This window comes from Sphingomonas sp. (assembly GCF_017745215.1).
Taxonomy (GTDB): Bacteria; Pseudomonadota; Alphaproteobacteria; order Sphingomonadales; family Sphingomonadaceae; genus Sphingomonas.
Genome location: NZ_JAGHZV010000014.1, coordinates 1 through 11892 on the forward strand (window position 1 = coordinate 1; position 11892 = coordinate 11892).

Sequence of the window (11892 nt, forward strand, 5' to 3'; positions counted from 1 at the left end):
CCAGCAGCGGCGTCACCACCGTCAATTTCGAGGGGGCCACCACCAGCACCTGGATCCTCTCCAGTGGCTCCTACAACCAGTCGGGCGTCACGATCACGCAGACCACCAACAACGCCTTCCTGTCCGACCCGACCTACACGCCCTATTATTACAACTGGGGCACGGGCGACGTGATCAACACGCCCTATAACGGCGTCCTGACGGTCAGCTTCGCCGTCCCGGTGACGGCCTTCGCGCTCGATCTCGGCAGCTTCTACGACGACAACAATCCGGCGACGCCCTGCTGCGCCGCCTCCACCTTCTATGGCAAGGATGTCATCATCGGCACCAGCCAGGGCAATTTCACCGTCGATCTGAACAGCACGCAGACGATGAAGTTCTTCGGCCTCACCTCGGATACGGCCTTCACCTCGTTCACCATCACCGGCGTCTCGGTCGATGCCTTCGCCTCCACGGTGCTGGACAACGTGCGCTACGGCACCGCCGCCGCGGTGCCGGAGCCGGCCACCTGGGGCATGATGATCGCGGGCTTCGGCCTGCTCGGCGCCGCGATGCGCCGCCGCGCCACGAAGATTGCATACGCCGCTTAAGCGGGGAGCCTTCGGGTAAAATGAGAGGCCGCCGGGGTAACTCGGCGGCCTTTTTTTGTGGGATCAATTCAACCTCAGCCTCGATCCCGATACGGCAGAGCAATAACACGCCAAACCCGGCAGGCGGAGAGCGCCAGGACGGCGCACTTCTGCTCGATGTGCGGCCCGAAATTCTGCTCGATGAAGATCACCCAGGAGGTGCGCGACTTCGCCGCGAAGCAGAACCAGCCGGCGAACGGATTCCTGGCGGCGGGCGAGGCGGAAGCCGGGATGGCGGAGATGAGCGAGAAGTTCCGGGAACGGGGCGGGGAGCTTTACCTGCCGGCAGCGGAGTGAACGGCGACGCCGGCGGGAAGCATTGGGTGACATGCAGTGTTATAACTGCAACACAGCTATTGAAATCCGCCGCATGTCAGGATCTTGTCGTGCGCCGTCGCTTGTCGGCATCCCGCCTCCGGCATAGATCGACGGCGTCCACAGCCCGAGGTCCAGCATGCGTCTCATCGTGTTCGCGGCGGCGTTGCTCGCCGCGCTTCCCGCCGCCGCCCAGCCGCCGCAAGAGGTCCAGAGCGACGAGGACATCGTCGTCGTCGGCAGCCCCAAATGGGAGAAGCGGATCGGCGATTTCGTCGGCGCCGTCTCGGGCCCCAATGGCGCGACCGATCCGATCTCGCGGCTCGACGGCCCGCCCGCCTGCCCCGAAGCGACCGGGCTCAGCGTCGAGCGCAACGCTGCGATCACCAAGCGGATGCGCCGCATCGCGTCGGCCGCGGGGATCAAGGTCGGCGCGCCCGGCTGCGCCCCGAACGTGCTGCTCATCGCCGCCAAGGACAAGAAGGCGATGGTCGAGGCGCTCAAGCACGACTATCCGATCTACTTCGTGGACGGCCGCGGCGAAGCCGTCGATCCGCCCGTCCAGCCGGGCCCGGTCACGGCCTGGCATGTCGAGCGGGTGATCGACCGCCGCGGCGTGATCGTGCCCTATAATAGCGAAGCGCGCTACTATGAGCTCGAGAGCTCGATCGCCGGCTCGCACACTCATGCGGCGGTGCGCAAGGTCTTCATCGGCGCGGTCATCGTCGTCGAGCTGGACGCGCTGGTGGGCCTTTCGGTCAACCAGATCGCCGATTATGCCTCGATGCGCGCCTATGCCGATGTCGAGCCCGCGAAGCTCCAGCGTCTCAGCGCACCGACGATCCTCAGCGTGATCGCCGCGCCCGACGGGACGGTCGTCCCCGATTCCGTCACCGACTGGGACCTGACCTATCTCCGCGCACTATACGCCGGCGGTCCGTTCGTGCCGGCGAGCACGGCGCGCTCGACGATCCACAAGCGGATGATCGACGTCCTCAAGAAGGGCAAGCAATAGCCGGCACTCAGGCGACGCCGCGGCGCTTCTTCCAGTCGATCGCCACCGCGATGCGCGTCGACCAGCTGCCGTCCCAATCGGTCTCGAGCCCCTCGGCCTCGAGCGCGGCGACGATCTCGCGGCCCACCGCCAGCGCCGCCGCCTCGCCGTCCTCGCAGGCGCCGTAATTGAGGTGGAGGCCATGGCCTTCCACGGCGTGCTCGGTGTCCTGCATGTGGAAGAAGGCATAGCCGTGCGCCGGCAGCCCGGCCTGCTGCGCCTCGTCGACTTCCTCCCAGATCTCGGAGGTGCCGCAGGTGCCGCAGCAGGAGAAGTTCTGCCGCGCGATCACGCCATCGGCCTCGAGCGCGGCGAAGGCGGCGTCGAGCCGGTCGCAGTCGGTCTCGCCGGGCCAGCTCGCCGCCGCGGCGCGATGCTCGGCCAGCGCCTCGCGGAGCAGCCGCGGCGCTTCGCGGCGGATCAGCGCGGGGTCGATCTCGTCGCCGAGATAATCCTCGAGGCCCGTGAGGATCGCGTCCTCGTCGCGGAAGCCGCCCTGGACGTCGCGCCGGATCACCGCGCGCAGCTCGCCCACGGGATCGGCCAGCGGCGCGGGCTCGGCGAGCGTCTCCGCTTCGGGCGATCTACCGCCCCAGTTGAACAGCCGTCCGAACCACGATCGCATTGCCGACTCCACCCCGGAGTCGTCAGTCTAGCAAGGAATCGCCGCGGCTCCACCGGGAGTTGATGGTTTGGAAACGCGCTTCACGGCGCGTGGCGTTCAGCTTTGGGCCGGTCCTGCCACCACGTCGACGCAGTCCGCGAGGATCGCCTCGAGCTCCTCGCGCGTCGCCCCCGCGCGAGCGCGGACGCTCAGCGAGTGGAGCACGCCCGTCACGACATTGGCGTGCGCGCGGGGGCAGGGGCTGCCCGCCTCGGCGAGCGCCGCTTCGATCGCCTCGTCCTCCAGCTCGAGGATGCGCGCCAGCGCGGCGCGAATCTCGGGGTCGGTCACCGCTTCCACCACCGCAGTGTTGATCGCGATGCAGCCCGAGGGGCCCTTCTCGCCGCCCAGATAGGTGTCGATCCCGCCGCGCAGCACCGCGCGCACGACCTTGCGCAGCGGCAGCCGCGCCTCGCGGAGGCCCCTGAAGGTCTCGACCAGCCAGTCGTGCGTGCGCGCCAGCGCTGCGAGGTACAGCGCGCGCTTGTCGCCGAAGGCGGCGTAGAGGCTCGGCCGGTTGAGCCCGGTCGCCTCGGCCAGCTCGTCAAGCGAGGTGCCCGCGAAGCCGTGCGTGCGGAAGCGCTGCGCCGCTGCACGGAGCACCGCCTCGCGGTCGAAGCTGAGCGGCCGTCCTCTCCGCCGGGGCGTCGCGTCCCCGCTTATTTTTGTACTGTTTCGCATAAATCTCTTGACGCATTTTCCTGCGAAGCAGTACAAAAATCAACGGGTGATTCGAGGGAGGCGTGAGATGCGGATTTATTTCCGACCGTTCGCAGGCTCGCTCGCCGCGCGCATTGCGTGCCTCGAAGGCGAGCTGGATGCCGAGTTCGTGCTGGTCGAGCAGGGGATGGCGCTGCCCGACGGCCGCGACCTGCGCGACGTGAGCCCGCTCGGCTATGTCCCTGCGCTCGAGACGCCCGCCGGCTTCCGGCTGAGCGAGACGCCCGCCGTGCTGAGCTACATCGCCGAGCTCGCGCCCGAGGGCGTGCTCGCGCCCGTGCCCTTCTCCGACGCGCATTACCGGATGCTCGCCTGGCTCGCGCTGATCTCGTCGGAGCTGCACAAGGGCGTGTTCGACCCGCTGATGCGCAAGACCGCCGCCGAGGCCGAGCGCGCCACCGCCCGCTGGCGTGCGGCGCGGCCCTTCGCGCTGCTGTCGAGGCATCTCGAGGCGGCGGACCATCTCGAAGGCGGCTTCAGCGTCGCCGACGCCTATCTGCTGACCGTGCTCAACTGGTGCGAGCATGCCGGTCTGTCGCTCGAGCCCTGGCCGGTGCTGCGGGCGTGGCGCCATCGCCTCCGCGCCCGCCCGTCGGTCGCGCGCGCGATGGCCGAGGAATATCCGCTGCTCCGCGCCGCCTGACCCTTCTCCGAGTGTGGAGCGACTCGCGCTCCCACCATCCTGCCCCCTCCGATCGCTCGGTCGGAGGGGGTATTTTTTCCTCAACCGTCATCGCGGCGAAAGCCGGACCCGCAGCTGCCCTGGTTTCCCGCTTTCGCCGGGATGACCAGGAAGGCAATCGGTCGCCCCCCCCCCGCTGAGCGGGACGGGTTCTTGTTGGCGCCGAATCCTTCGGCTACGCCCCGTCCATGCCAGCCGTTCACAATTGCGATGTCGCGATCGTCGGCGGCGGGCTCGCGGGCGGGTTGATCGCGCTGGCGCTGGCCCGCCACCGCCCCGATTGCGAGATCCGGCTGGTCGAGAGCGGCGCGCGGCTGGGCGGCAACCACCTCTGGTCCTTCTTCGCCACCGACGTCGCCGCGGCCGACCGCTGGCTGGTCGCGCCGCTCGTGAGCTATGGCTGGACGCGCTACGATGTCGCCTTCCCCGCGCACCGCCGCACGCTCCACGCGAATTATTATTCGATCGAGAGCGAACGCTTCGACCGTGTGATCCGCGCGACGCTCCCCGAGCGATCGGTGATGCTCCGCCGCAAGGCGCTCGCCGCCAGCTCCAAGGCGGTGGTACTGGCGGACGGCGACCGGATCGAGGCCAGGGGCGTGATCGATTGCCGTGGCCCGGGCGACCTGGGGCTGCTCGAGCTCGGCTGGCAGAAATTCTACGGCTGCGAGTTCCGCCTGGGCGAAGCGCACGACCTGCCCGCGCCGCTGCTGATGGACGCGACGGTCGCGCAGCACGACGGCTATCGCTTCGTCTATTGCCTGCCCTTCGCCGCGACGCGCATGTTCGTCGAGGACACCTATTACAGCGACACGCCCGATCTCGACGTGCCGCTGCTCGCCGGGCGAGTGCAGGCCTATGCCGAGTCGCGCGGCTGGGAGATCGAGCGCGTCGAGCGGACCGAGGGCGGCGCGCTGCCGGTCGCGCTCGGCGGCGATTTCGAAGCCTATTGGCAATCGGGCGGCAACAAGGTCGCCAAGGCCGGGATGCGCGCCGGGCTGTTCCACCCGATGACCGGCTATTCGCTGCCCGACGCGGTGCGCACCGCGATGGTGGTCGCGAAGGCGAGCGACCATTCGGCCGCCGCGATCCACGATCTTCTGCTCGGTTTCGCGCGCAGGACATGGAAGGCGCGCGCTTTCTATCGCATGTTGGCCGCCATGTTGTTCAAGGCCGCCGACCCCGACGAGCGCTACCGCGTGCTCGAACGCTTCTACCGGCTCGACCCGCGGCTGGTCGCGCGCTTCTATGCCGGGCAGACGACGATGCTCGACCGCGCGCGGATCCTGAGCGGGCGCCCGCCGGTGCCGGTCGGTCGCGCGATCCAGGCGATGGGAGGCCGCCGATGAGCCGCGCGGTGGTGATCGGCGCCGGCTTCGGCGGTCTCGCGCTGGCGATCCGACTGCAGTCGGCGGGAGTCGACACGACCGTGATCGAAGCGCGCGACAAGCCCGGCGGGCGCGCGTACGCCTGGGAGAAGGACGGCTTTACCTTCGACGCCGGCCCCACCGTGATCACGGCGCCCGACGCGATCCGCGAGCTCTGGCGCCTCACCGGCCGCGACATCGGCGAGGATGTGAAGCTCGTCCCCGTCACCCCCTTCTACCGCCTTTCCTGGCCCGACGGCACGCGCTTCGACTATTCGAACGACGACAAGCAGCTCCGCGCCGAGATCGCCCGGCTGAACCCCGAGGACGTCAACGGCTATCGCCGCTTCCTCGGCTATTCGGCGGGGGTCTATCGGGACGGCTATGTGAAGCTGGGCGCGGTGCCCTTCCTCGATTTCCGGACGATGGTGAAGGCCGCGCCCGCGCTGATCCGGCACCAGGCGTGGCGCTCGGTCTATTCGATCGTCTCGGGCTATGTCCGCGACGAGCGGCTGCGCCAGGCGCTCAGCTTCCACACGCTGCTGATCGGGGGCGACCCGACCAAGTCGAGCGGCATCTACGCGCTGATCCACAAGCTCGAGCGCGACGGCGGGGTGTGGTGGGCCGAGGGCGGGACCAACAAGCTGGTGAGCGGCATGGTCGCACTGTTCGAGCGGCTGGGCGGCCGCCTCGTGCTCGGCGATCCGGTGACGTCGATCGACACGCTCGGCGACCGGGTGACCGGCGTGAAGACCAAGAGCGGCGGCGACTTCCCTGCCGACGCAGTGGCGAGCAACGCCGACATCGTCCACAGCTATCGCGATCTGCTCAAGGGGTCGCGCAGCGCCCAGCGCACCGCGCAGAAGCTGCTGGGCAAGCGCTACTCCCCCTCGCTGTTCCTCGTCCATTTCGGCGTGCGCGGCACCTTCCCCGAAATCCCGCACCACCAGGTGCTGTTCGGCCCGCGCTACCAGGGGCTGCTCGCCGACATCTACGACCACGGGGTGCTGCCCGAGGACCTCGCGATCTACCTCCACCATCCCAGCGCGACCGATCCGGCGATGGCGCCCGAAGGCCATTCGACCTTCTACGCGCTCGCGCCCGTGCCGCACCTCGGCAAGTTCCCGGCGGACTGGAACGAGATCGGCGCACTCGTCGAGCAGCGCATCCTCGCCGAGGTCCAGCGCCGGCTGATCCCCGATCTTTCCGATCGCATCGTGACGAAGTTCAGCTATGCCCCGCCGGACTTCGCGAGGGACCTGAACGCGCATCTGGGGTCGGGCTTCAGCCTCGAGCCGATCCTCACCCAGAGCGCCTGGTTCCGCGCGCACAACCGCGACGATGCGATCGCGAACCTCTATTTCACCGGCGCCGGCACGCATCCCGGCGCTGGAATCCCCGGGGTGCTCGCCAGCGCCAAGGCGACCGCGGGGCTGATGCTCGGAGACAGTCAGTGAAGCGTCTTGCCGTCTATTGCGGGTCCGCCACCCCGGCCGATCCGGTCTATATCGAAGCCGCGCGCGCCGTCGGTCGCGGGCTTGCCGAGCGCGGGATCGGCGTCGTCTACGGCGGCGGCAAGCTCGGGCTGATGGGCGCGGTGGCCGACAGCGCGCTCGAGGCGGGCGGCGAAGTGATCGGGGTGATCCCGACCGCCCTGGTCAATGCCGAGGTGGCGCACCGGGGGCTCACGGCCCTCGAAGTCGTCGAGACGATGCACGAGCGCAAGGCGCGCTTCACCGAGCTGGCGGACGGCTTCGTCAACCTGCCCGGCGGCACCGGCACGATGGACGAGCTGTGGGAAGCGCTGAGCTGGGCGCAGCTCGGCTATCACACCGATCCGATCGGGCTGCTCAACGTGGCCGGCTATTACGACAAGTTGATCGATTTCTGGCGTCACATGGGCAGCGTCGGCTTCGTCCGGTCGCAGCATCGGGACATGCTGATCGTGGCGGAAACGCTCGACGTGCTGCTCGACAGGATGGCGGCGGCGCAGCCGACGGTGCCGATCATCCAGATGACGCGCGAGCAATTGTGACGCCATCGCGCGACGCGATCGTCGCCACCGCAGGGGAGACGATCGCGCGCGGCTCGCGGAGCTTCGCCACCGCCAGCCGGCTGTTCGCCCGGCCGGTGCGCGAGCGCGCATGGCTGCTCTATGCCTGGTGCCGCGCGTGCGACGACCTCGCCGATGGGCAGGACCATGGCATGGGCGCCATCGCGGTCGACGATCCCGAGGCGCGCCTCGAAGCGATCCGACTGGGCACCGGGGCAGCGCTCGCGGGCGAGTGGGTCGGCGATGCGCGCTTCGACGCGCTGCGCTTCTTCGTCGCGGAGACGCAGGTGCCGCACGCGCTGGTCTGGGACGTGGTCGGGGGCTTCGCGCTCGACGCCGCGGGCTGGCGGCCGGCGGCCGAAGCCGACCTCGATCGCTATTGCTACCATGTCGCCGGCGCGGTGGGCCGGCTGATGGCGCTGGCGATGGGCGTGAAGCCAGAGCAAGAAGACGCGCTCGACCGTGCCACCGACCTCGGCATCGCCTTCCAGCTCGCCAACATCGCGCGCGACCTGGCCGAGGACGACCGCGCCGGCCGCTGCTATCTTCCCGCCGCCTGGCTCGCCGAGACGGGCATCGCCCCCGGCGCCGTCCTCGCCGATCCCACCGCGCTTGCCGGCCTTGCCCGGCGGTTGGCCGATCGCGCCGCCACCTATGCGGCGAGCGGCCGGGCCGGCGTCCCCGCGCTGGGCTTCCGCTCGGCCTGGGCGGTGCTCGCCGCCGCCGACATCTACGGCGGTATCGCGGTCAAGGTCGCCGCGGCGGGCGAGCATGGCTGGGAGCGGCGCGTCGCGACCTCGCGGGTCGAGAAGCTGGGCTGGATCCTCCGCGCCTTCGCCGCCGCAGCGACTCGTAAGCACCACTTCCCGCCGACCCCGCGCGACGGGCTCTGGACGCGCCCGCGTTAACCAAGCTGCGAAAGTCGATCCTAATCGGGATCAACTAGGCGAGGCAGGGTCTACGAGGGGTCGTGCCAGTGACAATGCTTTCGCTTCGCCTTTCGCGTGCCTTGGCCAGGGGCCGCGCCGAGCCGCCGCCGCCCGCGAGCCGCGCCGACCTGCTGGTCACGCTGCTCCGCAAGCGCGCCGCCGCGCACAACGCCGGGGCCGATGACCTCGAGCTTCTCCTGCGCAATCAGATCCGCTGGGCGCTCCCCATCCAGCGCGAGGGCACCGAGGACTGATCAGCCGTTGACCGGCCGCTCGCTCGGCCGAGGCTCGAACCGCGTCGCGCTCGTCAGCGGCCGGCATTCGGCGGTGATCACCGGATAGTCGACATCGGTGCTGCGCCGGAGCGCCGCCGGGATCGCCGCGCGGCACGAGGCAGCCGACTCGTAGCGCTGCGTCTCGACCCGCTGGTCCCGGCACGGCGTCGAATCCTCGCCGCACCCCATGATCGCGATCACGAACAGCGCTGAGAACATCGGCCTAACCTCCGCGATCAGAACGCATCGGGCGCCCGGCCGTTGCATCGGAGCGGCGAACGCCCCAGATCAGGCGGCGATGGCCTCCACTCCCACTGCCTCCACGCCCGAGCGGCCGATGCTCGCGACGATGCGGCGCTTCCTCCCCTATCTCTGGCCGGCCGACGCGCCGGGGCTGCGCGTGCGCATCGTGATCGCGCTCGTCCTCGTCGTGCTCTCGAAGCTCGTCCAGATGGTCGGGCCCTTCGCCTATGGCGCGATGTTCGACACGATGGGCACCGGCGACCACAGCCTGGTGTGGCTCGCGGTCGCGATGGTCGGCGGCTATGTCGGCGGGCGCTTCGCCTCGACGCTGTTCGACAACCTCCGCAACGTCGTGTTCGAGCGCGTCGGCCAGGACGCGACGCGTCGGCTCGCCGCCGACGTCTTCCGCCACTTGCACCAGCTGAGCCTCCGCTTCCACCTCGAGCGGCGCACCGGCGCGGTCACCAAGATCGCCGAGCGCGGCACCAAGAGCATCGACACGATGCTCTATTTCCTTCTCTTCAACATCGCCCCGACGATCCTCGAGCTCGCGCTGGTCGTGGGGATCTTCTGGGTCAAATGGGGGCTGTGGCTCGTCGTCGGCACGCTGGTGATGGTCGTCGTCTACATCGGCTTCACCCGCTGGGTGACCGATTGGCGCGCCAAGCTCCGCCAGGCGATGAACGACCTCGATACCGGCGCGGTCGCGCACGCGGTCGATTCGCTGCTCAACTTCGAGACGGTGAAGTACTTCAACGCCGAGGCGCGCGAGGCCGAGCGCTATCACCGCGCCGTCGCCGCTTATGCCAAGGCGGCGACGACCAGCGAGAATTCGCTCGCCTGGCTCAACATCGGCCAGGCGGTGATCACCAACGCGATGCTGTTCGCCGGCATGGCGCTGGTGGTGTTCGGCTGGTCGACCGGCCAGTTCAAGACCGGCGACGTCGCCGTCGTGTCGACGCTGCTCAGCCAGCTGTTCCGTCCGCTCGACATGCTCGGCTTCGTCTATCGCACGATCCGCCAGGGCGTGATCGACATGGACAACATGTTCGACCTGCTCGACACCGCGGCCGAGGTGGTCGACGCGCCGGACGCGCAGCCGCTCGCGGTGAGCGCAGGCCATGTCCGCTTCGAGGACGTCCATTTCGCCTATGATCCCGAGCGCGAGATCCTGAAGGGTATCGACCTCGACATCCCCGCGGGCAGCACCGTCGCGATCGTCGGCCCGTCGGGTGCGGGCAAGTCGACGCTCGCGCGGCTGATGTACCGCTTCTACGACCTGACGGGCGGCCGCATCACGATCGACGGGCAGGACATCGCCCAGGTCACCCAGGCCTCGCTGCGCGCCGCGATCGGCATCGTGCCGCAGGACACGGTGCTGTTCAACGACACGATCGGCTACAACATCGCCTATGGCCGCGACGACGCGACCCCCGAGGACGTCGCCAACGCCGCGCGCGGGGCGGCGATCGCGGGGTTCATCCAGGCGCTCCCCGACGGGCTGGAGACGCGGGTGGGCGAGCGCGGGCTCAAGCTCTCGGGCGGCGAGAAGCAGCGCGTCGCGATCGCGCGGACCCTGGTCAAGGATCCGCCGCTCCTCATCCTCGACGAAGCGACCAGCGCGCTCGACAGCCGCACCGAAGCCGACATCCAGGCGACGCTCGATGCGATCGGCCGGAGCCGCACGACGATCGTCATCGCGCACCGGCTCTCGACCGTGGTCAACGCCGACCGAATCGTCGTGCTCGAGAGCGGGCGCGTCGCCGAGGAAGGCACGCATGCCCAGCTGCTCCGCAAGGGCGGGCTCTATGCCGAGATGTGGGCGCGGCAGGCGCAGGAGCGCGAGGCCGGCGGCGAGATGGCGGCCGAATAGCGCGTCGTGCTAGGCTCTTCCCGGCAGCAATTCCCGGGGGAAGCGATGAGCGAGTTCGGAAGCAAGGCAGCCTGGGCCGCCGCGATCGGGCTGGCGATGTCCTGCGCGGCGCCCGCCGCGGCGCAGAGCGGTGGAAACGGCGGCAATGCGCGCACCTGGGTCTCGGCCTATGGCGACGACACCAATCCCTGCACCCCCACCGGGCCCTGCAAGACCTTCGCCGGCGCCTATGACAAGACCGTCGCGGGCGGCGAGATCAATTGCCTCGATCCCTCGGGCTTCGGCCAGCTCGTCATCACCAAGTCGATCACCATCCTCTGCGACTATCTCGAGGCAGGCGTGCTCGTCTCGAGCGTCGACGGCATTCCCGGCAACAACGACGGCATCACGATCAACGGTTCGGGCATCATCGTCGAGCTTGCCGGCTTCGACCTCGAGGGGCTGCGCAATGCCGGCTCGGCGAGCGTCAACGGCATCACCATCGTCAACGCCGCGATGGTGACGGTGCGCAACAGCAAGGTCCGCGGCTTCACCAAGGGCTATGGCATCCGCTTCGCGCCGGCGGCGGGGACGTCGAACCTCATCCTCGACCATGTCGCGGTCGCCGAGAACGGCGCCGCCGCCTATCCGGCCAGCGGCGGCATCGCCGTCCTGCCCGGCACCGACGCCACCGCGCAGCTTACCGTGCTCGACAGCCGAGTCACCAACAACGCCAACGTCGGCATCAGGCTCGAGACCACCGGCGCCGCGCGGGCGACGATCACCGCGACGGTCGCGCGCACGGACATTGTCAACAACGTCTCTGGCCTGATGGCGAAAGCGCCCCGCGACACCGGCGCGATCAATTTCCTGCTGCGCGATTCGAACGTCACGCTCAATTCGACCTATGGGGTCGTCACCAATGCCGGAACCGCGGGCGCGCTGACCGGGCGCGTCGCCGACACCGCGATCACCGCCAACGGCACCGGCGTCCTCCATGCGGGCACGTCGGTGCTGGCCAGCTATGGCAGCAATCTGGTCGGCGGCAACGGCGTCGACGGCAGCTTCTCGACGCCCGGCCTCGTCCCGCAGTGAGGCGGCCCGCGAAG

At 69.3% G+C, this 11892-nt stretch carries 13 protein-coding genes and 1 pseudogene; 11 read left to right on the forward strand and 3 right to left on the reverse strand.

Annotated features, from left to right (window positions below; translation table 11 throughout):
- The 3 genes and pseudogenes from J7495_RS14275 to J7495_RS14285 form a co-directional block, all read left to right on the forward strand.
- A partial coding sequence (locus J7495_RS14275) for a PEPxxWA-CTERM sorting domain-containing protein (protein WP_294057312.1) occupies positions 1–590 on the forward strand: 590 nt, incomplete at its 5' end.
- Between the two features lie 61 nt (positions 591–651).
- Positions 652–926: pseudogene (locus J7495_RS14280) on the forward strand (phosphomethylpyrimidine synthase ThiC); the annotation flags it as partial.
- A gap of 157 nt (positions 927–1083) precedes the next feature.
- The gene (locus J7495_RS14285) at positions 1084–1959 is read left to right on the forward strand and encodes a hypothetical protein (RefSeq protein ID WP_294057314.1); all 876 of its coding nucleotides are present in this window, start codon (positions 1084–1086) and stop codon (positions 1957–1959) included.
- A gap of 7 nt (positions 1960–1966) precedes the next feature.
- Here J7495_RS14285 and J7495_RS14290 read toward each other — a convergent pair whose 3' ends face one another.
- Positions 1967–2623 (reverse strand): hypothetical protein, encoded by a 657-nt coding sequence (locus tag J7495_RS14290; RefSeq protein ID WP_294057315.1) that lies wholly within the window; start codon positions 2621–2623, stop codon positions 1967–1969.
- Between the two features lie 96 nt (positions 2624–2719).
- Positions 2720–3265, reverse strand: coding sequence for a TetR/AcrR family transcriptional regulator (locus tag J7495_RS14295; RefSeq protein WP_294057316.1), 546 nt, complete (start codon positions 3263–3265; stop codon positions 2720–2722).
- A gap of 145 nt (positions 3266–3410) precedes the next feature.
- On the opposite strand from J7495_RS14295, the gene J7495_RS14300 reads away from it, so the two are divergent.
- From J7495_RS14300 to J7495_RS14325, 6 genes are all read left to right on the forward strand, one after another.
- Positions 3411–4025, forward strand: a complete 615-nt coding sequence (locus J7495_RS14300) for a glutathione S-transferase N-terminal domain-containing protein (RefSeq protein ID WP_294057318.1) — start codon at positions 3411–3413, stop codon at positions 4023–4025.
- A 227-nt stretch (positions 4026–4252) separates the two neighbouring features.
- A complete protein-coding gene (gene crtY, locus J7495_RS14305) occupies positions 4253–5413 on the forward strand; it encodes a lycopene beta-cyclase CrtY (protein ID WP_294057319.1) in 1161 nt (386 codons plus the stop codon).
- Positions 5410–6888, forward strand: coding sequence for a phytoene desaturase (locus J7495_RS14310; protein WP_294057320.1), 1479 nt, complete (start codon positions 5410–5412; stop codon positions 6886–6888). Before crtY ends, J7495_RS14310 begins: the two co-directional genes overlap by 4 nt.
- A complete protein-coding gene (locus tag J7495_RS14315) occupies positions 6885–7466 on the forward strand; it encodes a TIGR00730 family Rossman fold protein (RefSeq protein WP_294057322.1) in 582 nt (193 codons plus the stop codon). Before J7495_RS14310 ends, J7495_RS14315 begins: the two co-directional genes overlap by 4 nt.
- Complete coding sequence (locus J7495_RS14320) at positions 7460–8392, forward strand: phytoene/squalene synthase family protein (RefSeq protein ID WP_294057442.1); 933 nt, start codon at positions 7460–7462, stop codon at positions 8390–8392. Before J7495_RS14315 ends, J7495_RS14320 begins: the two co-directional genes overlap by 7 nt.
- 101 nt (positions 8393–8493) lie before the next feature.
- Complete coding sequence (locus J7495_RS14325) at positions 8494–8667, forward strand: hypothetical protein (RefSeq protein ID WP_294057323.1); 174 nt, start codon at positions 8494–8496, stop codon at positions 8665–8667.
- Here J7495_RS14325 and J7495_RS14330 read toward each other — a convergent pair whose 3' ends face one another.
- Positions 8668–8907, reverse strand: a complete 240-nt coding sequence (locus J7495_RS14330) for a hypothetical protein (protein WP_294057324.1) — start codon at positions 8905–8907, stop codon at positions 8668–8670.
- A gap of 79 nt (positions 8908–8986) precedes the next feature.
- Between J7495_RS14330 and J7495_RS14335 the strand changes: the two genes are divergently transcribed.
- Both J7495_RS14335 and J7495_RS14340 read left to right on the forward strand, forming a co-directional pair.
- Positions 8987–10804, forward strand: a complete 1818-nt coding sequence (locus J7495_RS14335; RefSeq protein WP_294057325.1) for an ABC transporter ATP-binding protein/permease — start codon at positions 8987–8989, stop codon at positions 10802–10804.
- Between the two features lie 45 nt (positions 10805–10849).
- Positions 10850–11878: a hypothetical protein gene (locus J7495_RS14340; protein ID WP_294057327.1), complete on the forward strand. Its 1029-nt coding sequence runs from the start codon at positions 10850–10852 to the stop codon at positions 11876–11878.
- Positions 11879–11892 lie beyond the last annotated feature (14 nt).